Here is a 24,674-nt window from a genome sequence, read left to right on the forward strand (position 1 = left end):
ATTCTTACCTTTAGTCCCAAAAAATTATAGGGAATTGAAAACCAAAGAAGATTTCTTAAACGGGCAGATATTGCTCATTGACAAGCCATTGGAATGGAGTTCGTTCCAAGCGGTGAATGCCTTGAAGTGGGCCATTCGGAAGAAATTCGATTTAAAAAAAATAAAGATTGGCCACGCAGGCACCTTGGATCCTTTGGCGACAGGCCTATTGATTATCTGCACTGGAAAGTTCACAAAAAAAATTCCTGAGCTCCAGGGACAGATCAAAGAATATACCGGGACTTTTACTTTGGGTGCCACCACCCCTTCCTATGATATGGAAACTGAAGTAAACCAAACCTTTCCCATGGATCATATTACGGATGAGCTACTTTATGATGCAACAACTGGCTTTCTAGGTGAAATTGACCAAGTACCTCCTGTATTCTCAGCCTTAAAAAAGGATGGGAAACGGCTATACGAATTTGCTCGGGAAGGAAAGGAAGTGGAAATTAAATCCCGAAAAGTTGAAATCCACGCCTTCGAAATTACCGAAATCGACATGCCACATGTGGATTTCAGAATTGTTTGTAGCAAGGGTACCTATATCCGATCCATTGCCCATGATTATGGTAAATCCGTACATTCTGGGGCCTATCTCTCTGCATTGAGAAGAACCAAAATAGGTGATTTTAACGTAGATAATTCCGTCACACCAATGGTTTTCAAGACAAATCTTGGAATGGAAGGGTAATTCTCTTTCCTGATTCCAGTAGTTTCGGCAACCTTTGGTGTAAAATAATTTTGAAAAAAAGCGGTTATAATAAGACCATGAATCTGAACAGAAACCAGTTATCATTTTTAATAACTTTTTTCTCCATGTCCATTATCGTTTTGTTGCTTTTCAACATTCATTTGGGCGGGATGCAAGAGGAAGAATATGTTATTGAAATGAGTTTGGATGATGAAGATATCGAGGAGTTGTTGAAAGAAGAAGAGGAACGTTTGGAAGAATTGGCCAACAACGAACCCATAAAAAGCCATATGGCCTTTAATGAAACGGCCAAACCCACCATAGGCAATCCTGAGCCTCTAAAAACCCTGGAAGAACTCATGGAAGAGCGTGCCTTGAACAGTGAGGAGGGCGAATTTTCGGACGCGGACAGCGATTTTGCCAACCAGTTGAAGGAATTGGCTGCAAAACGGGAGGAAAAAAAGGAGCTGCTGGGAGAAAGAGAGGCTCAAAAGGAAGAATTCACCAATTACTTAAAGGATAGACGTACTTCCATTTCATTTTCATTGGTTGATAGAAATGCATATTCCCTACCTCCCCCCATTTACACCTGTATTGAAGGAGGAAAGGTGGTCATCAATATAAAAGTGGATAGTAACGGCTACGTTACCGAAGCTGATTTTAATGATAGCAGTTCCGGTACTACAAACTACTGCCTCATTGAAAATGCCATTACCTATGCGCTAAAGGCGCGGTTTAGCCCAGATTCCAAGAATTCACAGATTGGAACGATTACTTATCTATTCCAAGGGAAGTAAATCGAGCAAATCCCTTAAGGTGTTTTGCCCTTTGTCCTTGTTGTACCAAACCTGAAGATCTTGCTTGAACTCGGACGTTAATGTTCCGTGTTCTTTTTTGAAGTCTTCCACCATTTGGGTTGCAATGCTGGGTCTAGGACCCCATTCCCCAACTATTGCATCTGCGTCCTTATCCAAAACAATAAGCTTTGGAATGGATTGTGAGCCGTTGGTCAGGAATTGATTCATTAAATCCAGGTTCTCATCCCGAAGCACGACTTTAAATTCGATATTCGGATTTAGCTCCGTAATCTTGTTCATTACGGGTAGACTCGGTGCGGCATCCCCACACCAGCTTTCACTTAAAACCAGAAAAACAAGTTTGGACTTCACTTTTGCAATCCGCTGCTGCGCTTCTTCTGATATTTTGATGGTCTTGTCCCACCGTTTCATTCGGCGGTCGTTGAGTTCCGTATAATTGATCAGGGATTCCAACTGCTCCGGGCCTGTGGTCTGTCCATTTTTGGCCAATTGCTCCACCATACTACGGTACTCCCCATATTCCATGCCCTTTGAAATCCCTTCTTGGATAAGTTCCCACGGGTTCCTCTGTATTTTTGCTTCCGCTACTTCCATTCTCTTTTTTTATACTTCAAAAATAGTCCCCATAAGAGACTAAAAATCTGATATTTGTCATTGGTTGGAAAATGGACCAAAAACTTACAAGCTTGTTTCAATCCGAAAGAAAGGCAACAATTTTGGTGTTACTAAGAATCGAGGAATCTCTTTTTCACCATACCACCACGGGTATCGTTGATGCTACTCATCACCACAAAGGCCGAATTGTCAATTTTATCTATCTCGCTGTGTAATTTTCGAATCTCCAAACGGGTGATCACTGTATAAATTACGTTGTACTCATTCTGCTCGCCCTGGCTTCCATATCCACCCTTAGCTTCATAAATGGTAAGACCACGACCCATTTTCTCCACAATCATTTTACGAATCTCCTCACTTCTTTTTGAAATAATGGTTACCCCAGTATACTCTTCAATTCCTTCCACTACAAAATCCAAGGTTTTGGAGGCAGCCAAGTAGGTGAGCATGGAATAAAGTGCAGATTCAATGGAAAGTAAATACGCAGCAGCAAGAAAGATGATGACGTTGACCAGAATGATGATATCCCCAATTTTGACACCCCATTTTCTACTCAAAAAAATGGCCAGGACCTCTGTGCCATCCAAAACACTCCCCCCTCTGATAGACAGTCCAATTCCTGCCCCAAGGAAGAATCCACCGAAAACAGCCACCAATAATTTATCCTGTGTAACCTCTGGAAATTGGATTAAGACCAAGGTAAGTGCCAACCCCAAAATGGCCACCGCCGTCTTCAAGGCAAATTGTTTGCCAATGACCTTGTACCCCATAAAAATAAAAGGCAGGTTAATAAGGACAATCAGTATCCACAAGGGTGCAGCCGTCACTTCAGAAACCAATAGAGAAATCCCTGTTACTCCCCCATCTATAAAAACATTGGGCAAAAGGAAACTTTCCAAGCCAAAAGCTGCGGCAAAAATCCCTATCAAAATGAAAAATGCATCCTTCAATAGTCTTTTGGAGTCTCCTTTGCCTCCCTGTGCGGCCAATATGCTTTTTTTAGGTGCCATGACTAAAATTTATAATTCAATGGGGTTGATAGCCAAACTTTTAAAGAGCTTTGCTTTAACATAAAAGAACTTATTCTGTAGTTCATTTTGCTTTAGTTGTGCGTCAATCAGTTTGCTTTCCCTTGAATTGATCAAGAATACGGAACTTTCCCCAACCGAGAACTTTCTTTCCTCGGCATTCAGCAGACTCACATAGTTGGTAACTATGTCCACTATAAGTTGATTCTGCAAAACGTAAGAGTCCAACTCCTGATATAATGCGGTAATCTTGTTCAATAGCTCCACTTGGGCATTGTCCCGCTCAAATTGTACGTCCCTCAGCTTGAATTTTGCAAGCTTCAATTCTCCTCTTTCCTTTCTTAGAAAGAGTGGGAATCTAAAGGTTACACCTCCTTTAAAATCATCCGTGATAAACGAATTGATCTGTTCCGGTGATTCGGTCAAAAAATTGTATTCCACATCCAATTTAGGCAACAATTTGTTAGCCTTCAAACGCTTATCCACTTCCATTCCATCAATCTTGAATTCAAGTGAACGTAGCTTGGGATGGTTTTCCAAGATCAAACTATCCAATCCCTGACCGGCAATTTGTAAAGTGGCATCAATTTTTGAGGCTACCTGAACGTCAGGAATAACTTCGGGTTGCAGTTCAACAGGAACATCATTGATCCACAGAAAATTGGATAATGCCAGGGAAGCTTTCATCAGCTTCACCTTGGCCTGCTCCCGACCCAAAACCCGATTTTGAAGCCCAATTTTGGCTTCAACGGTGTCAATTATGGCCATATCTCCGGCCATAGCCCGACGTTTAATACCATCTAACCTCACATCGGCATTTCTTACAAAATCATCATAGACATTATAGTCCAAATAAGCCCTTAACCAATCGAAATATGCCAAGGAAGCCTTGTATAAAATCCCATTCACCTGAAGATCTTGGTCAGCCTTGGATTGCTCCCTGAAGAACTTGGCCTTGCGTAGGGTGGCCATACGATCATTGATCCAAAATCCCTGACCCAAAGACATGGATACCCCAGCACTGTACAGTCCGTCCATGGGAACGCTTTCATCGCGATTTATAAAGATACCTTCGTTTTGCTCGAAATTTCCTTTAAGCTCAATTCCAAACCAGGTTGGAATCTTGAAGGTGGTATTTAAACGATCCCAATATTCCGTGCCCTTGAATTCCTTTTTATCGTAATCCACTTCAATTTTAGGATCAAAACCACCTCTTGCACGCATTAAATTGGCCTCACCTATGGCAATATTCAACTGCGCCTGCTTGGCTATGGGATGGTACTTTTTCACATACCCCAGATACTCCCCAAAATCGAGCACGGGATTATAATCTTGGGCTTGGACCCCAAGAGTGAAAAACAGGCACATCCACAAATAAAATTTAGGACTATTTTTTACCAGCATCGGCCACTTTGTTTTGCGGTTGATAATAATTGGGTGGGAATCCGTTGAGCTGCCTCCACAATTCGAACCAGATGGGCACATCGTTCAAAAGGGCAATGGTGTTGGCCCCAGAGCCTACGCGTAAAGCCTCTGGCCATTCCCCGTCCTCATTGTCCGGTGCCAGAAGTACCCTGTATTTGCCATTGTCACTGATAAAAGTTTCAATGGCCACCACCTTACCTCCAAAGGTCCCGAAAGAAACATTGGGCCAACCGTTGAACACAATGGCAGGCCAGCCATCGAACTGTATTCTTACCTTTTCCCCAATATGGATCAAAGGAAGATCTATGGGTTCCACAAAGGTCTCCACGGCCATGTCATATTGTGCGGGCATAATGCCCACCAGTCGGTCCCCTTCCTTAAAGGTCTCTCCAATTCCTGATTGCAAAGCCTTATTGATGAATCCGCTTTGCGGCGCCCTGATATACATCATGCTATTACGGATTTCATAATTGGTATACTGGTTCTCGAGCTTGGTCACCTGCGCTTCGGAATCAAACTGATTGGATTGGGCTGTGAGCATATCGCTTCTTGCCTTGGAGATTTTATCCGTGTATTCCGCTTGCACCCTGTTGATTTCAACTTGGGTGTTGATGACCTCGTTCTTACTGGTCAAAAGCTTGTTTTCTTGAGAGATCAGCTTCGCCTGGGTCTCCTGTAACTTCAATCTTTTTTCCTCCACATCGGTCAGGGCTTTTAGGCCCTCCTTTTCCAGCTCGGCTATTCGGTTGTACTGGCGTTCGGCTATGGCAATATTGGTTTTGGCCGCCTCAAGATCTATGCTATCGCTCTGAACCTTTAGTCGGGATTGCACCAATTTATTTTGAGCCTGTTTCAATTTTAGTTGACGCTCCGTGCTTAGGGCAGCAATTTGTTGGTTAAGGGCCTTTACTTTTTCCTGATAGGAAGTCACGGCCATGGATTTTGCCTTGATCTGCTTACCTGTTCTGGCGACCAAATTGGGATCAAAATACTCGCTCTTGACTTCGGAAATATGAAGAATTGTGTCTCCCTTTTTCACAAAGTCCCCTTCCTGTACATACCACTTCTCAATACGACCTGGTATGGGCGATTGAATGGTTTGGGGACGTTGATCTGGCTTTAAAGTAGTCAAATACCCCTTCCCTGATATGGTCTGTGTCCAGGGCAGGAACATTACGATCAAGGTTATAATGGAGAATACGGCGAGCAAGCGGTTGAAATGCTTGTTGTGCTTTCTTCCAAAGACTTTTTGGGCAGCCTTGTAACCACTCAAATCTACCTTTTCGTTCAACTTGTTGGGTGATATATTTAGCATGCTTCTATCTTTCGTTGATCAATTTTCCTTTTTCCATGGTGATGATTCTGCCACATCGCTGTGTCCATTTTGGATTTTCACTTACGATGACCAAGGCCCATCCATTGGCTGGATCCGTTAAGAAATCCATGATTTTTTCTGCCTCCGCTTCCCCAAATTGGTCCAGAGGGTCTTTGAGAACCAATAATTTTGGTTTTCTAACTATGCTTCGGGCCAAGACTATCTTTTTGGAAACGGCATAGGGAATCTGTCGCCCTTCCGGGTAAATGATGGTATTCAATCCTTGGGGCTGTTCCTTGACAAACTCGGTCAAACCTGTATTTTCAAGGGCCCAATACACATCATCCCTACTGATGGATGAATTCCCAAAAGTGATGTTGTTCAATAAAGTGCCCTCAAATGGGCTCTCTTCACTGAGGGATTGCCCCAAATTTGATCGATAGTAATTGAGGTTCATTCCCTGCAAGGCCACATTGTTCACAAAAACCTTTCCCTCATCAGGTTCCAAAATACCGGCAATCAGGCGGAGCAATGTTGACTTTCCAGACCCACTGGATCCCTGAAGTAAAATGGTGCAGGACGGGGTTATGGTCATGGAAACATTGTCCACAATTTTTTTGTCCCTTTCTGGAACATTATAGGACACTTCATCCAATTCCAAAACAAAGCCCTCATCTTCGCCAAAAGGTTTCTCCCCGGTTTGTGGCTCAAGTTCTTTGTCCACAACTTGCCCCAATTTTTCCAAGGAGGTCAGTAAATCGTAAAAGGTCTCAAGACCCAAGATCATTTTTTCCACAGAACTGATCACCAAAATGATGATGATCTCCGCGGCAACAAATTGACCTATATTCATTTCTTGGTTCAGTACCAGTAATCCTCCTATCAACAGTAATCCTGCGGTTACCAGCACCTTAAATCCTATCATTTGGATAAACTGTAGGACCAATACTCTAAAATGTCCTTCCCTGGCATCCAAGTAATCAGCCACCAAAGTGTCGTTCTTGTCAACGGCATGGCTGGTTTTCCCTGAAAGTTTAAAACTGACCAAGGATCGCGCAATTTCCTGAATCCAGTGGGCTACTTTGTACTTGTTTTTTGATTCGTCCAAACTGGTATCCAAGCCCCGTTGTGCCGTAAATTTGAAGACCACATAGATCAGCAATACCAAAAGCAGACCATAGAGAATGAAAAAAGGGTGGTAGAACGAAAGCAGCAACAAACCAAATACAATCTGCAGTAAGGCCGCTGGAAAATCAATAAGTATTTTGGACAATCCCTTTTGAACGGTTAGAGTGTCAAAAAAACGGTTGGCCAACTCCGGCGGATAGTAATTCCTGAGTTCGTTCATTTTAATTTTGGGGAATCTGTAGGCAAATTCAAAAGAGGAACGGGTAAAAATCTTTTGTTGTACGTTCTCTATGATGCGCATCTGCATTAGCTGTAAAGTACCTGCAAAGGCCACTCCCAAGGTAACCAAGATCACCAGGACAATCCACGAGGTGCTCACCTGAGCTCCCTGGATCAAATTGATTATGGCCTGAATCCCCAACGGAAGTGATAGGTTGACCACCCCGGCAAAAATGGCGTAATAAAAAACTTGGAGTATGTCCTTTTTATCCAATGCCAGCAACCCCATTAGGCGTTGCCAAGCCGTTAGAACTTTTTCTGTCATGCTTTAGGCGTTAAAGTGCGAAAAACTAGATCGGTAAAATATTGGGTAGGGGTAACATTGTCATCACAATCTGTAAGATTGGGAAAATGCTCCTTTAAGAAATACTGGTGCAATGACCCTTCTAAAATGGTACTGGCCAAACTTGAAGGGTAGGGATAATCCTTGTCCACTGTGCTAATCATTTCATGTAAACGTTGCACCAATCTTTTATAAATAACAAAGTAGCCCTCCTTGTTTTCCTGGTCCACCTCCTTGGTCAAATAGGATTTGGAGTACTCATTGATAACAATCTTATTGAGCAGTACCTCATTGACATGTGAAAAGGTGACGTCCTCTTTTACGGTTTGGGTAAGGATTTCAATAGCCCTTCTTAATTTCTCTGTAGGATTTGGAATGCCATTGGTGGCAAAGACCATTTTATATTCCAACCAACCCCAATACCAAGAAGCCAAATAGAGCAGTAATTTGTGTTTGTTCTCAAAATACCGATATACCGAGCTTTCATTGGATTGAATTTGCTCCCCAAGTTTTCGAAAGGTGAAACTTTCAAATCCCATTTCATGAATCATTAAAATACTCTGCTCCACGATTCTTTTTCCCAAATCTGAAGATTCAGGGTCTTTTAGATAGATTTTCTCATTTATTCCAATTTTGATTGATTGCATTAACCGCTCCATAAGCTTTGCATTATTTGATATTGATTTCAAAAATAAAAGTAATACTATTAAATTATAATAGTTTAACACTCTTTAACAATAGTGTTTATGTTTTTATGGCGATTAATTCTATCTTTAACTTGAAAAAAATGGGAAATAAATTGCTATGAAAAGATTATTACCTTTAATAAGCCTGCTTCTTTTTGGTTATGCTGGCAGTGCACAGCAAAACCAATTTAGTATGCAGGTAATGCACTTTACTGAAAGTCGTGGAGACTTTGAACATGGGAAGCTGTTGGAAATCCCATACTCCAAAATGGTGCTTGTGGAGAATTCCTTGAATTCTTCGTCGGGATTTGGCCTACAGCTCAATTTCCACGGACATCGAGTAACTGTGGATCAAATGGAAACCATGGCTGACGGGAGTGTTCAAGTGGTTTTGCGGCGGGAAGACGGTAGAAATTTTTATGGTTTTAAACCTACCATCAAAGCCATTTTGGTACGATAGCACGGCTAAGAACTAATTGTAAATCTGACTGATATGAAACAATTTATTTACACTTTGGCCTTCACATTTATTTGTGTGGGCATGCAAGCTCAAGAACGGTATGTGGATCAAATTGAAATTGGCGATGAGATAATTTTGGGAAATCCTTCGGGCAGCCACTACAAATTTGTGGATGTTCCCCGTAAGAATTTTATCATCAAAAGAGGGGGTATTGCAGATTTGTCAACCTTAAACAAAACCACCGTTACCATTACCGAAATTTTTAATGGCAAGGAGCCCAAAGTCACTTTCAAGCGCAAAGACGGCAAGAAGTTTTTTAGAGTTTACAAAACTATGACTGCTGACTTTGACAAGGCTGTAGCTTCAGGAGAATTAAAGATGATTCCTGAAAAGGGCAAAGCGGCTATTGTACGATAAAGGGTTATCCTATGATGAAAAAGTGGCAGAAATTGTGGTCCAAATCCAGTTCAGAGGGGATTGAGGACAAGGCAAATACGTCCCATCTGCTGATTGACGGACAGTTTGGCCATTGGTTTCTTGGCCAATGAATATCACATTAGGCATGCCCCTGTATCTTTTCGTTATCCAATTGTTTTAAAATCCACTGGCGAAATAAATCTTGTTTTACCCCAGCTTTACTTTCCATAAAAAATTCAATTTCCCCTATCTTTAAACAAAAACCTATTTATGGCTAAACATCGATGTGGTTGGTGCGAAGGGGATCCGCTGTACGAAGCCTACCACGATGAAGAATGGGGAGTCCCTGTATGGGATGATCCTACACTTTTTGAGTTTTTGGTATTGGAGACCTTTCAGGCAGGGCTTAGCTGGATTACCGTTTTACGAAAACGGGAAAACTTCAGAAAAGCTTTTGACCAATTTGATTACGAACAAATTGTCCAGTACAACCAAGATAAAATTGATGAACTCTTGGCCGATTCCGGAATCATCAGAAACAAGTTGAAAGTCCACGCAACGGTGTCCAACGCAAAAGCCTTTATGGACGTTCAGAAGGAATTTGGAAGCTTTAGCGCCTACATTTGGGGATTTGTTGATGGGAAAGCCATCAAAAACAAATGGAACAACTACAAAGATTGCCCTGCTACAACCTCACTTTCCGACGCCATAAGCAAGGATTTGAAAAAGCGGGGATTCAAGTTTGTGGGAAGCACGGTAATTTATGCTTTTATGCAGGCCACTGGAATGGTCAACGATCACGAGATGGGTTGTTTTAGATATGAGGAAGTCTAGATTTGTTTTGCTCGCTATTTTCTTGGTCGCGACCTTAAAGCTGTCGGCCCAGGGTAAATATGAGCAAGAAACCAGGATTCCGAAAGCACAATTTCCGTCCAATGCACTTGAATTGGTTTCCCCTTATCTAGAAGATGCAAAAAGAGTACGGTTTTATCACGAGCAGGATAGCACCAAAAGAAGTTATGAGGTAAAATTTAAAAACCGAAAACTCCACTACAGCATAGAATTCAATGAACAAGGACTTCTGGAAGATGTTGAGTTTATCATCCAAAAAGGGGATATCCCGGAGGACAGTTGGAACAATATGACCAATAAGTTGACTTCCAAGTTCAAAAAATTCAGAATCAAAAAAATACAGCAACAGTATCCTTGCAAGGATCGGGATTCCAAAGAAGTAATGCAACAGGCATTTCAGAATTTGATTTTATCCTACATCAACTACGAGTTGGTTTTTGCAGCCAAGGACAAACAACAATTCAAGACTTATGAAGCTTTGTTCAATTCAGAAGGAACACTGCTAAAGTTACGTCAATCATTCACATCCAACTATGACCATATCCTCTATTAAATGGCCTATTGGATTGGTGTTTTGTCTGTTGCCCTTGCTATCTTGGGGGCAAGGGGAGTTCACTGGATTCTGGCAACCCCAAATGGCTGTCAATTATAAGGTTTCAGGAACTTATTCCCATAATCTCTCCTTGGCACACCGTATTTATTTTGTGGACGAAGGCGAATCTGGGTTTAGGGGCCGACATTTGGATTTGGTACATTTTTCCAAATTGGAGCTCAGTGATAATCAGAGTATTGCCCTTGGTACTCAGTATCGTTACCGAGACCTATTCGAACAAAATCCCAACGAACTTAGACTAGTCCAACAATATAATTTTACCCAAAAGCCTTTAGTGGTTCGTTTTGGACATCGTTTCCGATCAGAACAGCGAATCACCAAATTAATGACCATTCATCGTTTCCGTTATCGATTTGCTGTTGACTTTCCTTTAAAGGGAGAAAAATTGAATCTAGGAGAGCCTTTTCTAGTTGTCAGTTTAGAAGGTCTGGCCAGTTTTGCCAAAAGTTCTTCCCCGGAATATGATGCCCGTGTCACAAGTCAATTGGGCTGGAAGTTTGATAAAGGCATTAAACTTCTTGTGGGCACACAATATCGAGCTGAAAACTATACGGCCACACAACCGGATCATATCTTATTCCTGCTCACCGGTGTTCAATTATCCCTTTAGGTGGGTCATAAAATCCGATCTGGAAATGAGTTCTGCTCCAAGGCTTTCCAAATGGGGTGTATGCACTTGGCAATCTATAAGTTTGTAGTTTTTTACCAGACATTCCTCTGCCAATTTTACAAAGGCAAATTTGGAAGCGTTGGAGGTTAGGCTGAACATGCTTTCGCCACAAAACACATGACCCAAATCCACGCCGTATAGTCCGCCTACAAGGGTATTTTCCTGCCAGACTTCCAAAGAACGGGCAATCCCCCTTTGAAATAGTTCCATGTATGCCGACTTCATATTTGGGGTAATCCAGGTTCCCTCCTGATCTTTTCGTTCCACTTGTGCGCAATAATCCAAGACCTGTTCAAAACATTGGTTTTGTGTTAAGGAAAATTGCTGGCTTCGCATGACCTTCCGCATACTCTTGGACACTTTTACCTTTTGGGGGAAGAGTACCATTCTTGGGTCAGGGCTCCACCAGAGAATCAGCGCATCCTCATTGAACCAAGGAAAGATGCCATTTTTATAGGCTAATAAAAGACGTTCCGGGGACAAGTCTCCCCCTACGGCCAAAAGACCATCAGAACTGGCCATCTCCACAGGCGGAAATTCCAATTGATCACCCAAAAAGTGTAATGGGATGTTGATTCCATCCTTTTCCATTTTCCAAAGCAGTTTTCTATAAATTTAATGAAAAGTTTACCAGATCAAAAGCCCTGTAATGTAGATAAGGGACCCTACCAACATGAAAATTAGGGTATAGGGAAGAATCTCCTTGGCCTTCAACTTGGTAATTCCCAACAGGGGTAACGCCCAAAAGGGTTGCAGCATATTGGTCACCTGATCTCCATAGGCCAGAGCCATTATGGCTTTGGGCAAGGGCACACCCAATTGCAGTGCAGACTCCAAAACCAATGGCCCCTGCACGGCCCATTGACCCCCTCCACTTGGCACAAAAATATTGACAAGGCCAGCACTTAGAAAGGTAAATATGGGGAGTGTTGTTTCTGTACTAATGGATACAAAAAAGTCGGAAATCCCATTGATCATTCCACTATTGGCCATAATACCCATAATTCCAAAATACAAGGGAAACTGTATCAGAATTCCAGCAGTATCTCCGATGGCTTCTTCAATCGCATTTAAAAAGCTCTTGAAGCTTCCATGCAAAATTATGGCCAAGCCCAGCATGAAAAAGTTGAGCATATTAGGGGTAATGTTCAATTTTCTCAGGGCCGGAAAGTATTGAATCAAAAAGGTAAGTAAAATCAAAACCCCAAAAACAGAAGCTGCTATTTTGGAATAGTCCAACTTTTCTGCCCCTTCCAAATTCTCCTTTTGAATGGACTGAAACTTATACTCCTTCAGGTTCATTACGGTAGGTTTGGCTTTTTTCCCAAGATAATGAACAGTCAAGGTTATGGCAGTCACTACCAAGACGAACAGGGCTAAGTTCCAAGGATTAAAAACGGTACTTGAGGTTGAAATCAGTTCTGGCAACTGGTCAAAAAGCGCATTGTCCGAAACATTTTGCATCAGTTCCCTCAGATGGCCAGCTTCAGATACTTTTATAGGGGCAGATCCGCTAATGCCCCCATGCCAAATCATTAATCCACCATAGCCTGCAGCCCCAACCAAAGGATAATTGATAGGAATATTGTTGGCCTGGGCGCACTCACCCACTTTTCTTGCCAAAATGGCCCCAAAAATGAGCCCAAGCCCCCAGTTAAAAAAAGCAACCAACATAGTAGGAAGGGCTACCAGAACTGCGGCATTGGAAGTAGAAGTTACAAGTTTTGTAATCCGAAGGATGAGTCGCTCCATAGGTTTGCTCAGCACCAATACATGGCCCAAAACCAAAATGAGCATCATTTGGTATGCAAACACCAAAAGCCCATTGTTCCAAACACCGTCTTCCCAATAGGATAGAATAGCCGCTATATGGCTCCCCTCAGAGCGGTTTTCCGTGAAACAAAAGGCCAAGACCATGGTAAGCATGGTCAATAAAATGGCAATGGTGAACGGCGACGGTAAATACCGTCTAAACATACGTTCTATTACCTGGGTAAGTGCCAAAACGGTTTAGAATGGCAAATCGTCGTGATCTTCCTCGTTTAGGTCATCAGCGGGTTCAAAAGCCTCCATGGGCGGTACAGGTGGCATATCGGCAGAAGGTTGGGCAGCTTCCAAGTTTTCTATACGCCATCCTTGAATGGAATTGAAATATTTGGTCTCTCCCTGGGGATTTACCCATTCCCTTCCTCTTAGATTGATACTGATCTTCACTTGCTGTCCAACACTATAGTTGTTCAGTAAATCGCATTTATCCTGAACAAATTCCACCAAAATATGCTGCGGATATTGTTCTTCCGTGGTTATTACAATTTCTCTTTTCCTAAAACCGTTATTACCGTAGGTTTTGGTTTCATCAATCATTTTTATTCTACCCTGAACTTCCATATATGCTATTTTCAATAAGCCCCAAAAATACATAAAATGCCTTCCAATAAAAACGACCAAGCATACCGAACTATCAACAAATTCTCACTTTTCTCCTATCTTTAATCAGAATTCCACCAAAGCATGAACTTCAGCCCCAAAAACAAAGCGTCCAACATCACCCTCTTGATTTCCGCTTTTGTCATTGTAAGTCTCATCCTGTGGAACACCAATAGTTTTTTCAAAAAATTTAAAGAGGAAGAGCGACTCAAAATGGAGATTTGGGCCACTGCCCAATTGGAGCTCATTCAATCTTCCGTAGACCAAGAATTGGGCAATCTTACCTTAAAGGTTATGGGAAACAACACCTCCACCCCAATGATCTTGGTGAATGAGGAAGGGTCTATCAAAACACATAACATTGCACCTGAACGAGCTTCGGACAGCGCCTACATCCAACGAAAAATCAGGCAGTTTGCCAGTGAAAACGAACCTATCCACATTGTGCAGGAAGGGGAGCTTTTGGAAACTTTATACTATGGAAATTCGGAGGTGTTGAACAAGCTGAAGTACTATCCCTTGGCCCTATTACTGATTATTTTCCTTTTTGGAGCGGTCATTTTCTTCTTTTTCAAGACCAACAAGGCCTCGGAACAGAACAAATTGTGGGCAGGAATGGCCAAGGAAACAGCCCATCAGATCGGAACTCCTCTTACCTCGCTTTTGGGGTGGAATGAACTATTGAAATCCGAGGATATCAATCCCGACATTACCAAGGAAATTGAAAAGGACATTATCCGTTTGCAAACCATTACGGAACGGTTTTCCAAAATTGGATCTACCCCGGAATTAAAAGAACACGATATTGTATCAGAAACTGAAAAAGCTTACCAATATCTTAAACGAAGAAGTTCCAAGTTGGTTCATTTTGACTTTACTTCTGATATTGAGAAGCTTCCCGTGATGCTGAATCCTCCACTATACAACTGGAGTATTGAAAATTTGGTGAAAAACGGAATAGATGCCATGAAGGGTAAAGGGAGCATCAGTATTCAAATTGAACAGAAGGGTCAACACGTACACGTTTTGGTCTCGGATACCGGACATGGGATTCCAAAAAGCGATTTCCAGAATATTTTTAATCCGGGTGTAACTTCCAAAAAGAGAGGCTGGGGCCTAGGGCTTTCTTTGGTAAAAAGAATTGTGGAAGAATACCACAAAGGAAAAATTAAAGTATTTTCGTCAAGTAAAGAAGGAACAATAATGCAAATTTCCCTCAAGGCAAATGTTTAGATGCCATGGCAAAAGAAAAACAAATTGCGATAAAGGAAGCTGAAATTACCAACAACTGCCCCGAATGTTTTAACCAGCAGCTTAAGCTTACCTTCTATCAGAAGCATACGTTCAATCCATTTTTTCATAGGACCACGGATGTGGTTACCCATGAAATAAAATGTAAGAAATGTTACTCCATTATCTATCCCGTAAACTGGACCGAGGATATTGAGCGGGTGTTTGACTATTACAACAAACTGGTTCAACCGGACAGACCCCAGGTACGATTCACCACCTTGTTCTTTATCTTGCTCATTCTAGTCTTGGCTTTAGTGGCTGGTGGATTTTATTTAAGAATGGAAGGACTTATTTAAGAGCTCCGCTAATTTGTTCGGCAACCTTTTCAAACTCTTCAGCAGTCAAGGATTCCTTATATTGGAAGGTTGCATTTTTCATGCTTTGCAATGGAATTAGATGTACGTGCACGTGGGGCACTTCCAACCCAATAACACTCATACCTACCCTTTCGCAGGGAACCACTGCCTCAATGGCTTGGCCCACCTTTCTGGAAAAAGCCATGAGTTTTAGGTAGGCATCCTCATCTAAATCCAACAATCTATCCACTTCTTTTTTAGGTACGCACAAGGTATGGCCCTTGGCATTGGGGTTAATGTCCAAAAACGCAAAATTGTCTGCATCCTCGGCAATTTTATAGCAGGGAATCTCCCCATTGATGATTTTGGTGAAAATACTGGGCATTAGGTTTGGTTTTGTTTGGTTTGAAATAAAAAATCCCGTCAAAGGACGGGATTAAAATTATACAATTAAATGTGTTTTATTCTCGGGTGATTTCCAAAATATCAAACTTTAACGTTCCGTTGGGCACTTGGATTTCCGCCACTTCCCCAACAGATTTCCCCAGCAATCCTTTCCCTATGGGCGAGGTTACCGAAATCTTACCTGCTTTCAAATCGGCCTCACTTTCAGCAACCAAGGTATACTTCATCTCCATTCCGTTGGTCTGATTCTTGAGTTTTACCGTGGACAAAACCAAAACCTTGGAGGTATCCAATTGGGATTCATCTATCAAGCGGGCGTTGGACAAGGTTTCTTCCATTTTGGAAATTTTCATCTCCAAAAGTCCTTGAGCTTCCTTGGCTGCATCATACTCAGCGTTTTCAGACAAATCTCCTTTATCCCTAGCTTCGGCAATTGCCTGCGATGCCTTGGGGCGCTCCACATCTTTAAGGTGGTTTAGTTCTTCCCTAAGTTTTTTTAATCCCTCAGCTGTATAGTAAGATATTTTACTCATATCGTCATTTTTTAATGCAAAAGAACATTGAGGAAAATGTGTTTATTTTCCCAATGCGCTTTTTCGGTACAAATACAAAAAATCCTCAACTGGAACTATGTCAAGCATAGTTTTTGCGAGGATTTAACGCAAATATAGGCAATTTTTGCCCAATTTTGCCGCTGTAATACCATGAAATCCACGCTATGAAGTACATCTGGGGCTGTCTTTTGTTATTTTTCCTAATCTCCTGTGAATCTGATCCAACAAACCGAAATCCTTATTTACAGGAGGTCAATTTTCGGTTTGATCTAAACCTTAATCTACCCTTATACAACAACCTGAATACTATTGGCAACCCTGTTTATGTAGGAAATAATGGCGTAGGAACACGGGGTGCTTTTGTAATGCGTACTGGATTGGACACTTTTTTTGCTTTTGAAGCCAGTTGTCCCAACCATACCCCAAACAGTTGCTCCACCATGACCATTGATGGTCAGAATGTGACCTGCTCCTGCGAAGATTTCACCTATAGCCTATTCACAGGTCAGCAATTGAATAGACCTGATGACGGCACCCGTTATTATGACCTTTTGTTCTATAGGGCCACGCAAAGTGGAAACGTTGTGACCATATCCAACTAATTCCCCAGTATTTTATCCATGACCCAGCTGGTGTGAAGGCCAGAATTTCCTTGGGATGGGTGCTGAGCCAATCCCATGAGGTGATCCTGAATGTTTTGGACGTGGTATTGTTGTACGTGCTCTGGGTTGGGTATTTCCAAAGCTGTCTTTTCAGACCCGCATTCCAGAACCAATGGGGCCTCATCCAACACAGCAAAGGTGATTTTTCCTTTGGAACCAAAAATTTCAACCCTGTCTTCCCTATGATGCGAGGCAAAGTTCCAAACTCCAGTACCTGTAACCCCATTTTCATGAACCCAACTGCCTGCTATACTGTCATGAGCGCTATACAGTCTCTGTTGATTAGCCGTAAAGCCTTGTGCACTTTGAATGTTTCCCAAGAGGTGTACAAATAAATCCAACCCATGGCTAGCCAAGTCATCAAAATAACCTCCTGGGGCTACCAGTTTATCTGTTCTCCAATTGTATGTTCCATTTAAATCCACTTCTGATGGAGGTTTGGTCTTTTGCCAATGAATATGTCTTACCTCCCCAATCTGTTCTTCATCCAACCATTGCTTTAGCTGATTGAACCTTGGCAATGATCGGCGGTAATAGGCTATAAAAAGAGGTAAATTCTTCTCCTCAAAAGCTTTATAAATGGCCAAGCTGTCCGCATAGGTGGGTGCCATAGGTTTTTCAATACAACAAGGTTTCCCCGCCTTGGCGACCATAAGAGCATATTCCTTATGTGAATCTGGTGGGGTTGCAATATACACGGCATCCACTTCTGAACTTTCTATCACCTCTTGGGCATTGGTAGTATAATGCGGAACATGATGTCTGCGGGCATAGTCCTCCACTTTGTCGGCATCCCTACGCATGACCATGGCCACTTCAAAATCTTTGGCCATTTGATAGGCTGGAACACTTTTTTTCTCGGCCACACCACCGCAGCCAATCACACCCCATCGAACAGGGGTCTTATTGAAAAATGAAAGGGATTCTGTCATGATCATAAATGTACAGAATCCCTTTCTCAATTGTATTTGGTTCTTTTTAGAAATTCACCGTGGCCCCCAACAAAAAGTTGATTCCTGCCTGAGGGTAAAAACCGGCCCCTTCTATAGTTGTAATGGTTCCAGGATTGGAAAAGTCGTCATCATAGGTAAAGAAAAAACCATTGGAAACAATATCGGCATCAAAAATATTGTTCACCAATCCAGAAAGCACTATGCTCTTCACAAAGGAATTGGTCTCGATCACGTACTGGATATTCAAATCCGTTTGGGTGTAGCTGTCCAGCTCCGATGTCTCAGAATCGATATTTCCCATATACTGTTTCCCTACAAATTTGCTCAGTAAGGACAGCTGAAGCTCCTCCGAAGGCATAAAGGCAAGGATGTTGCCCGCTACGAGATTGGGAGAATAGGCTATTTTGGTGTTCCCCAAATCTTGTATCACCCCATCTCTTTGGAAAACAAAATCCACATTTCTGTTATCGCTCAAAGCAATGTTGGGTCTGAGGGCCCATTGATCGCCCAACGCTATGTTGGCATCCAATTCCAAGCCCAAACGGTAGCTGTCCCCAACATTGGCCCTTAAGGGTGCTCCCACATCGTTCAATTCGCCCGTAAGCACCAATTGATCTTTGTATCGCATATAGTACGCATTGGCGTTCAATTGAAAAGTGGGCGAAACATAGCGCCACCCCAATTCAAAATCGTTGAGCTTTTCCGGTTTTGGGCTTCCATTTTCATAATCGTTCCGGTTGGGTTCCCGATTTGCCCTGGCATACGACAGGTAAAAGTTGTGGTTTGGGTTTAAATCGAACGTAATCCCAGCTTTTGGGTTGAAAAAGTTGAAGGTATCATCCACCAAACCAGTATCTTCTCCATTGGCTTCATATCCTACTCCCCTGTATTGGACATCTCCAAAAACAGACCATTGGGAATCCAACTTATAATTGGCCTTTACATAGGTATTAACATCCGTTTTGGTTGAGTTGTCATCATAATAGCGATCCCTGATGCTGCTATTCCCAACAAACCTGGCCCAAATGACCTCACCAAAATGGTCTCCTTTATAAACATTGTATCCTCCTCCAATGATAAGATTTAGATTTTCGTTTTGGTGATTCAACGATACAACGGTTCCATAAAAATCATTGTCCAACCATCTTCTTCGGATCAAATCGGTGGTGTTTACCGTTTCTCCATCCACAGTAATGGGTTCAAAGCCATAGGTATCAAAATCGTCATCTTCCCTAAACTGTTCAAAGTAGCCTCTGCCACGTGTATAGTGTAAACTAATATTGGCATTCCATCTTGAGTTCAATCTTTCGTTCCAGTGCAGTTGAAAATGGTCTTGCTTGTAATTGTCTTCTTCCCGATCATAAAATTGGGTCACCCCATTCTCATCGGTATACATTCCGGCAGGATTGAAAGTTCGGTTCGAGTTAAGTGTAGCCTCATCTATCCCGAACCAAGCTTGATAGGTGACCTCGTGCCCTCCAAATAGCAAGGCCTTGATCAAGGTATTATCATCCTTGTATGCTCCTTGAAGAAAGTACGAATCGAGCTCAGAACTTGCCCTATCTATATAACCATCTGAAGTAATCCTGGACAATCGCCCGGAAAGTTCTATGTGCTCATTAATAAGTCCCGTACTGAATTTGACATTGTTGCGCAGGGTGTTGAAACTTCCAATGGACGAAGAGATTCTACCATAAGCTTCTTCCGAAAATGCATCGGTAAGAATGTTCAAACTGGCACCAAACGCACCTGACCCATTGGTTGATGTTCCCACTCCGCGTTGCAATTGCAAACTTTCCGTAGAAGAGGCGAAATCGGGCATATTCACCCAAAAGGTACCATGCGATTCGGCATCATTATAGGGCACTCCGTTGATGGTTACGTTCACACGCGTGGCGTCACTTCCCCTCACACGAATACCTGTGTATCCCACCCCAGCTCCAGCGTCTGAAGTGGTTACCACGGCGGGCAGGTAGTTCATTAAAATGGGAATGTCCTGTCCCAAGTTTCGCGGAGCAAGCTCCTCCTGATCCAAATTGGAAAACGTAATGGGAAACTCCTTGGTGACCCTAACGGCCTGTACCAATACTTCATCGAGGACGATTTTTTTCCCTTCCAGGGAATCTGTTGGGTTTTGTTGCGCACTTACAGAAAGTGCCAGCCCCAAAAGGGCCAAAGTTGAAAATAGTGTTTTAGCGTAGCGCCTTATGTGTTTTTTTGGCTGTCGCTTTGAACAAAATGGTTTCATCCGTAAAAAATATTACGAATAAAAGGGGCCATTATTCCGGTTAAAAATTGATTTGTGTTTCTAAGGAAACATAGAAATTCCAAGATGCGCTTAGCGCAATCCCTTGGCAGCATTACCCGCCCAGGTTCATTGGGTATAATCTCAGCCTTTTAAAAAAGCACCCCTTTGAGATGGCACAAATGTAGTGCGCCCATTTAATTTATCATAGCAAAAAAGTAACATAATTAACACTTTTTGAAGAACGGGAGCAACCCAATTTTCCGTATATAATAAGGTAATGCCATGGAATGTCCCCAAAGTCCAAAAATAGATTCACATTAAAGCTCTTATCTGGTTATATTATACTGGGCAGTTTGATCGTGTTAGGTGCCTTTTTTATCTATTCCGAGTTTAAACCCTATTTAGATTCACAACCGAAGGAAGTCGGTGATGATAAATTATTGCACACAAATCAACTGCTAACCGCTCTTTATGATGCGGAGAACTTATCCAAACTGGCTCTCCAGGACAAGAAAAGGAGCACATTTCTTACTTATGCAAAAAAAGTAGATTCCATTCTGATGATTTTGGAGGGTCTTAAGGGGTTGATTCAGAAAGATCTTCAAATTAAAAAACTGGACAGTGTCCAAGACCTGCTTCAACAAAAAGTCTACAACAATGCTGAACTGCGGAAACTAAAGCAACAGGAAAACGATCAAGCACCCATTGACTCCTTGCTTATAGCATTGGGCCGATTGGAAATGGATCTGGGCAGAATTACCCCAGAACAGTTGGTTCCCAATTTTCATCAACTTCCCTCAGCTACGCAAAATTCAATTAAGGACTATGTTGCCATTCTCAACCGAAACATTCCACGAACCAGATTAGAAGCGACCGAAAAATCCAATGTGGATTCCATTCTCGATTTTTCCAAAACCATACTGCACAACGCCAAGAAGGAACATTCAAAAATTGAACGTTCATTGTTTCACAAAGAGCTCCAAATCCATAAGAATGATCTAGAACTTTCTAGAAAACTTAGAGAGATCATTGCGTCCTTTGAACAGGATATATTCCAGGATGCCCAAAAGGAGAACCTGGGAAGACAGCGAATGTTAAGACGAAGTACCCAATGGGCTTGGGTTGTGGGCCTGTTAGGTCTGTTTACGATCTTACTTTTTACATTCTTGACTGCCAATGATTACTGGAAAGTCCAATTGTACCGTGAACAACTGGAAAAAGAAAAAAAATGGTCAGAATCCTTGCTAAGGAGCAGGGAACAACTTATTTCCACTGTAAGCCACGATCTACGATCGCCATTGACTACCATTAAAGGCTATACGGAACTATTGCAACAAGAATCGGAAAACCCATTGCCGCAGGACTACATCAAACAATTAAAATCAGCTTCCGATTATGTGGAACATCTCACCAACGACCTGTTGGATTTTTCCAAACTGGAGGCCGGAAAAGTAGAGATTGAAAACAAACCTTTTATTCCCGCTGATCTCATGAGGGAAGTAATCCAGGGATTTAAAGGTCTTGAAACTTATAACAATTTGCCTTTGTTATTGGAATTGGATGAATCAACATCAAAACCCTTGCTTGGGGATTCCTTTCGAATTCGTCAAATACTGACAAACCTCATAGCCAATGCCCTTAAATTTACGCACGAGGGCCATGTGTCTGTTAAAGCATTTTTAGCCATTGAAAAGGAGAATAGCTATTTGAAAATTCAGGTAATCGATACTGGGATTGGAATTGGTAAAGACCAACTGATTTCTATTTTTGAGGAATTTGTTCAAGCAGATACCAATCAGGAACATTATCATGGCGGGTATGGTCTTGGTTTGACCATCTCCCAGAAATTGGCCCTTCTTATGGGCGGCACATTAACAGTTAAAAGTGAAGTAAACAAAGGCAGCATTTTTACGCTTAAGCTACCTTGGAAACCAAGTCATGAAAAAAATAAGCCGAACAAAAAAGCACCAAAACTTCAAAATGAAGAAACCATTCGATTAGTGGTAATTGACGACGATGTAACGCTTTTGTCCCTTATTTCGGAAATCTGTAAAATTCACAAAATTGAATGCACTACGTTTTCTTCATTTAATGCATTTAGCATGGCTTCTCCAGTTGGGTACACCCATATCTTGACTGACATTGAGATGCCCGAGCATGACGGATTTTCAATAGTAAAAGCCCTCATGGATGGCCATATCAAGAGCTATAACGGTCAACCCATTATCGCCATGACAGGGCGTAGGAATCTGGACCACAAACAATTTAAAACAGCTGGGTTTAACAAAGTATTGCGAAAACCATTTTCCAATCATCAGTTATTGGAAGTCCTATTCCAATTTTCCAACTCCAATTTGCAAGATTTAGGTACACCTACAAGAGACCAGGCCAGCTCTAAGAATCTATTTAGTACACATGGAATCAACTCTTTTGTTGATGATGCCAAAGCATTGCATGAAGTGCTTACAACATTTTTGGAAGAGACCCATAAAAACCTTGAACATTTAAATAATGCCTCCTTAAAGAAGGATTTCAAATCCATTGAAAATATTGTCCATAAAATGCTTCCCATGTTCCATCAACTGGAAATTTATTCCATGCTTCCAAGATTGGAAGCACTGGAACGGGCAGAATCTCGTTATTCTGTGGTGGAATTGCAGGAAGTCATAACCGCTTTGAAAACGGATTTCTTGCCTGTGAAAAAACAAATGCAAGCCTATTTGGTCACACTTTCAGCTGATACCGTTTAATTTTATTATACAATGTTTTGCGAGTCATTTTAAGAAGTTTGGCCGCCTCGCTTTTATTGAAATTGGTTTTTTTCAATACTCGAAGGATCAAATCCTTCTCATATTCTTGTTTGGAGAAATTCTCCTCTTTCCTTTGCAAATCAGTGGAAAACAAAGTTTGTGGCAAAGCACTTTCCTGGATTAATCCCTCTTGAGTGAACAGCACCGAACGCTTGACCATATTTTTAAGTTCCCGAAGATTCCCTGGCCAATGGTATTGGATCATCCTTTGCCTCGCCGTCTCTGAAAAACCCTCAATTTTTTTTCCAAGTTCCGTATTGGCAAGCTTCAAAAAGAAGTTGGCAAATAAGAACAAGTCCTCGGCACGATTATGCAAAGAAGGTATGGCCAGCGTAAACTCATTTAACCTATGCAACAAATCTTCCCTGAAACTTCCTTGGCTTACCGCTTCGGTCAAATCCTTGTTGGTTGCAGCCAGAATCCGTACGTCAATTTGAATTTCTTTGGTACTGCCCACCCGCTTAATTTTGCGCTCCTGAATTGCCCGTAGCAATTGAATTTGACTCTGATAGGACAAATTGCCAATTTCATCCAAAAAAAGGGTTCCTCCATTGGCCGCTTCAAAAAAACCAACTTTATCTTCGATGGCCCCTGTAAAGCTGCCCTTTACATGTCCGAAAAACTCACTGGATGCCAATTCCTTGGGTATAGCACCACAGTCTACAGCTATAAAATTTTTACCTTCCCTGGCACTGGATTTATGAATCGTCCTAGCAGTTACTTCCTTGCCCGTGCCGCTTTCCCCGATAAGCAAAACCGACATATTTGTAGGGGCTACCAAGGAAATGTACTGTTGCAATTTCAATGAAGCCTCGCTTTGGCCCATAAGGTGCATTGCGTCATACCTCAATACGTCTTCGTCATGTCTTTTCAATGAAATTGAAGCCTTATCCTTTACATGATTGGCAGCTAATGCTTTCTGAACTACTTCCAACATCCGATCAGGAGTAAATGGTTTGGCTAAATAATCGAACGCCCCTTTTTTAATAGCCTTAACCGCAGATTTTACTTCTGCGAAATTGGTCATCAAAATTACCTGTGTCTGTGGATGTCTCCCTTTTATTTCGGACAAAAAGGAAACCCCGTCCCCTTCCGGAAGTCTAACATCGGAAAGGATAAGGTCAAAATTTTCTTGATCCAGAAGGGTCTTCGCCTTCTTTAAATTGGAGCTTGGGGTAACATCAAAATGATGTCTGGCCAAAAACTTTTGTAGCATTTGGCTAAATGCAGTGTCATCTTCAATGATTAAGATTTTGGGCATATCTCAGTATCTGATATACGATACCGAAGTACTTTAAGATGTTGAAACTTTGGTAAAAAAATCACAAAAAAGAGACCTGCAATTGCAGGCCCCTAACTAACCAAACTAACCTAACACGTTAATCAAACCCGGCCTATAGCTCTATCCAATTGCCATCGGCATCTGCATAGACAGTTCCGGAGGCCCCATCCTTTAAGGATAGTTCCAATTTGAACTGATTAGATTCGTTTTTATACGCCTTGTTAATGGTTGCAGTTGGATAATCTTTTTTCACAGCCGTTATAACCGCGGCCGGGAGGTCGGCAACATCAATTTCTTGAAAGTCTTGGGTTAGGGCAATCTCCGTTGCAACGCTTTCAACCTCGTTGATAGCTACATCTTGGGCAAAAGCCGATAGACCAACAAAGGACAAAACAGTGGTTAAAATCAAATTTTTCATGGTA

The 24,674-nt window shown here is 41.9% G+C and carries 26 protein-coding genes and 1 riboswitch; of the genes, 11 read left to right on the forward strand and 15 right to left on the reverse strand.

Annotated elements, in window-relative coordinates; translation table 11 throughout:
- Positions 1–34: 34 nt before the first annotated feature.
- Together truB and ACOOE0_RS03420 are read left to right on the forward strand one after the other, a co-directional pair.
- Complete coding sequence (gene truB / locus ACOOE0_RS03415) at positions 35–733, forward strand: tRNA pseudouridine(55) synthase TruB (RefSeq protein WP_420401072.1); 699 nt, start codon at positions 35–37, stop codon at positions 731–733.
- 77 nt (positions 734–810) lie between these two features.
- Complete coding sequence (locus ACOOE0_RS03420; protein ID WP_420401073.1) at positions 811–1,530, forward strand: hypothetical protein; 720 nt, start codon at positions 811–813, stop codon at positions 1,528–1,530.
- On the opposite strand, the gene ACOOE0_RS03425 is transcribed toward ACOOE0_RS03420, so the two are convergent.
- The 6 genes from ACOOE0_RS03425 to ACOOE0_RS03450 form a co-directional block, all read right to left on the reverse strand.
- Positions 1,513–2,145 (reverse strand): thioredoxin family protein, encoded by a 633-nt coding sequence (locus ACOOE0_RS03425; RefSeq protein ID WP_420401074.1) that lies wholly within the window; start codon positions 2,143–2,145, stop codon positions 1,513–1,515. The genes ACOOE0_RS03420 and ACOOE0_RS03425 overlap by 18 nt on opposite strands.
- A gap of 131 nt (positions 2,146–2,276) precedes the next feature.
- Positions 2,277–3,176: a YitT family protein gene (locus ACOOE0_RS03430; RefSeq protein ID WP_420401075.1), complete on the reverse strand. Its 900-nt coding sequence runs from the start codon at positions 3,174–3,176 to the stop codon at positions 2,277–2,279.
- 9 nt (positions 3,177–3,185) lie between these two features.
- Positions 3,186–4,598 (reverse strand): TolC family protein, encoded by a 1,413-nt coding sequence (locus tag ACOOE0_RS03435; RefSeq protein WP_420401076.1) that lies wholly within the window; start codon positions 4,596–4,598, stop codon positions 3,186–3,188.
- The gene (locus ACOOE0_RS03440; protein ID WP_420401077.1) at positions 4,582–5,934 is read right to left on the reverse strand and encodes an HlyD family secretion protein; all 1,353 of its coding nucleotides are present in this window, start codon (positions 5,932–5,934) and stop codon (positions 4,582–4,584) included. Before ACOOE0_RS03440 ends, ACOOE0_RS03435 begins: the two co-directional genes overlap by 17 nt.
- 4 nt (positions 5,935–5,938) lie before the next feature.
- A complete protein-coding gene (locus tag ACOOE0_RS03445) occupies positions 5,939–7,606 on the reverse strand; it encodes a peptidase domain-containing ABC transporter (RefSeq protein ID WP_420401078.1) in 1,668 nt (555 codons plus the stop codon).
- Positions 7,603–8,283, reverse strand: a complete 681-nt coding sequence (locus ACOOE0_RS03450; RefSeq protein WP_420401079.1) for a TetR/AcrR family transcriptional regulator — start codon at positions 8,281–8,283, stop codon at positions 7,603–7,605. Before ACOOE0_RS03450 ends, ACOOE0_RS03445 begins: the two co-directional genes overlap by 4 nt.
- 145 nt (positions 8,284–8,428) lie before the next feature.
- Here ACOOE0_RS03450 and ACOOE0_RS03455 point away from each other — a divergent pair, with 145 nt between their 5' ends.
- From ACOOE0_RS03455 to ACOOE0_RS03475, 5 genes are all read left to right on the forward strand, one after another.
- Positions 8,429–8,770 (forward strand): hypothetical protein, encoded by a 342-nt coding sequence (locus ACOOE0_RS03455; RefSeq protein WP_420401080.1) that lies wholly within the window; start codon positions 8,429–8,431, stop codon positions 8,768–8,770.
- A 33-nt stretch (positions 8,771–8,803) separates the two neighbouring features.
- Positions 8,804–9,187: a hypothetical protein gene (locus ACOOE0_RS03460; RefSeq protein ID WP_420401081.1), complete on the forward strand. Its 384-nt coding sequence runs from the start codon at positions 8,804–8,806 to the stop codon at positions 9,185–9,187.
- Between the two features lie 270 nt (positions 9,188–9,457).
- Complete coding sequence (locus ACOOE0_RS03465; protein ID WP_420401082.1) at positions 9,458–10,021, forward strand: DNA-3-methyladenine glycosylase I; 564 nt, start codon at positions 9,458–9,460, stop codon at positions 10,019–10,021.
- Positions 10,008–10,592, forward strand: coding sequence for a hypothetical protein (locus tag ACOOE0_RS03470; RefSeq protein ID WP_420401083.1), 585 nt, complete (start codon positions 10,008–10,010; stop codon positions 10,590–10,592). The genes ACOOE0_RS03465 and ACOOE0_RS03470 overlap by 14 nt, the downstream gene beginning before the upstream one ends.
- On the forward strand, positions 10,573–11,262 hold the full coding sequence (locus ACOOE0_RS03475; RefSeq protein ID WP_420401084.1) for a DUF2490 domain-containing protein: 690 nt from the start codon (positions 10,573–10,575) through the stop codon (positions 11,260–11,262). The genes ACOOE0_RS03470 and ACOOE0_RS03475 overlap by 20 nt, the downstream gene beginning before the upstream one ends.
- Here ACOOE0_RS03475 and aat read toward each other — a convergent pair.
- The 3 genes from aat to ACOOE0_RS03490 are packed head-to-tail and all read right to left on the reverse strand — an operon-like array spanning position 11,251 to position 13,710.
- Positions 11,251–11,913 (reverse strand): leucyl/phenylalanyl-tRNA--protein transferase, encoded by a 663-nt coding sequence (gene aat, locus ACOOE0_RS03480; RefSeq protein ID WP_420401085.1) that lies wholly within the window; start codon positions 11,911–11,913, stop codon positions 11,251–11,253. The genes ACOOE0_RS03475 and aat overlap by 12 nt on opposite strands.
- A 36-nt stretch (positions 11,914–11,949) precedes the next feature.
- Complete coding sequence (locus tag ACOOE0_RS03485) at positions 11,950–13,299, reverse strand: short-chain fatty acid transporter (RefSeq protein ID WP_420401086.1); 1,350 nt, start codon at positions 13,297–13,299, stop codon at positions 11,950–11,952.
- Between the two features lie 33 nt (positions 13,300–13,332).
- On the reverse strand, positions 13,333–13,710 hold the full coding sequence (locus ACOOE0_RS03490; RefSeq protein ID WP_420401087.1) for a DUF3127 domain-containing protein: 378 nt from the start codon (positions 13,708–13,710) through the stop codon (positions 13,333–13,335).
- 123 nt (positions 13,711–13,833) lie between these two features.
- On the opposite strand from ACOOE0_RS03490, the gene ACOOE0_RS03495 reads away from it, so the two are divergent.
- Both ACOOE0_RS03495 and ACOOE0_RS03500 read left to right on the forward strand, forming a co-directional pair.
- Entirely contained in the window at positions 13,834–14,982 is a 1,149-nt protein-coding gene (locus ACOOE0_RS03495; RefSeq protein WP_420401088.1) for a sensor histidine kinase, read from the forward strand.
- Positions 14,983–14,987: 5 nt separating this feature from the next.
- A complete protein-coding gene (locus tag ACOOE0_RS03500; protein ID WP_420401089.1) occupies positions 14,988–15,338 on the forward strand; it encodes a hypothetical protein in 351 nt (116 codons plus the stop codon).
- Here ACOOE0_RS03500 and ACOOE0_RS03505 read toward each other — a convergent pair.
- Both ACOOE0_RS03505 and greA read right to left on the reverse strand, forming a co-directional pair.
- The gene (locus tag ACOOE0_RS03505) at positions 15,331–15,723 is read right to left on the reverse strand and encodes an HIT family protein (protein WP_420401090.1); all 393 of its coding nucleotides are present in this window, start codon (positions 15,721–15,723) and stop codon (positions 15,331–15,333) included. The genes ACOOE0_RS03500 and ACOOE0_RS03505 overlap by 8 nt on opposite strands.
- A gap of 76 nt (positions 15,724–15,799) precedes the next feature.
- Positions 15,800–16,276, reverse strand: coding sequence for a transcription elongation factor GreA (greA, locus tag ACOOE0_RS03510; RefSeq protein WP_420401091.1), 477 nt, complete (start codon positions 16,274–16,276; stop codon positions 15,800–15,802).
- Positions 16,277–16,461: 185 nt separating this feature from the next.
- On the opposite strand from greA, the gene ACOOE0_RS03515 reads away from it, so the two are divergent.
- Positions 16,462–16,899, forward strand: a complete 438-nt coding sequence (locus tag ACOOE0_RS03515; RefSeq protein ID WP_420401092.1) for a Rieske (2Fe-2S) protein — start codon at positions 16,462–16,464, stop codon at positions 16,897–16,899.
- On the opposite strand, the gene ACOOE0_RS03520 is transcribed toward ACOOE0_RS03515, so the two are convergent.
- A complete protein-coding gene (locus tag ACOOE0_RS03520) occupies positions 16,896–17,891 on the reverse strand; it encodes a Gfo/Idh/MocA family protein (RefSeq protein ID WP_420401093.1) in 996 nt (331 codons plus the stop codon). The two genes, ACOOE0_RS03515 and ACOOE0_RS03520, sit on opposite strands and share 4 nt — an antisense overlap.
- A gap of 46 nt (positions 17,892–17,937) precedes the next feature.
- Positions 17,938–20,160 (reverse strand): TonB-dependent receptor, encoded by a 2,223-nt coding sequence (locus tag ACOOE0_RS03525; protein ID WP_420401094.1) that lies wholly within the window; start codon positions 20,158–20,160, stop codon positions 17,938–17,940.
- Positions 20,161–20,242: 82 nt separating this feature from the next.
- Positions 20,243–20,335, reverse strand: a riboswitch (TPP riboswitch).
- A 112-nt stretch (positions 20,336–20,447) separates the two neighbouring features.
- Here ACOOE0_RS03525 and ACOOE0_RS03530 point away from each other — a divergent pair.
- Positions 20,448–22,910, forward strand: coding sequence for an ATP-binding protein (locus ACOOE0_RS03530; RefSeq protein ID WP_420401095.1), 2,463 nt, complete (start codon positions 20,448–20,450; stop codon positions 22,908–22,910).
- Here the strand turns inward: ACOOE0_RS03530 and ACOOE0_RS03535 are convergent.
- Both ACOOE0_RS03535 and ACOOE0_RS03540 read right to left on the reverse strand, forming a co-directional pair.
- Entirely contained in the window at positions 22,885–24,231 is a 1,347-nt protein-coding gene (locus ACOOE0_RS03535) for a sigma-54-dependent transcriptional regulator (protein WP_420401096.1), read from the reverse strand. The two genes, ACOOE0_RS03530 and ACOOE0_RS03535, sit on opposite strands and share 26 nt — an antisense overlap.
- Positions 24,232–24,364: 133 nt before the next feature.
- A complete protein-coding gene (locus tag ACOOE0_RS03540) occupies positions 24,365–24,670 on the reverse strand; it encodes a hypothetical protein (RefSeq protein ID WP_420401097.1) in 306 nt (101 codons plus the stop codon).
- Positions 24,671–24,674: the final 4 nt, after the last annotated feature.

This window comes from Flagellimonas sp. (genome assembly GCF_965215805.1).
Lineage (GTDB): Bacteria > Bacteroidota > Bacteroidia > Flavobacteriales > Flavobacteriaceae > Flagellimonas.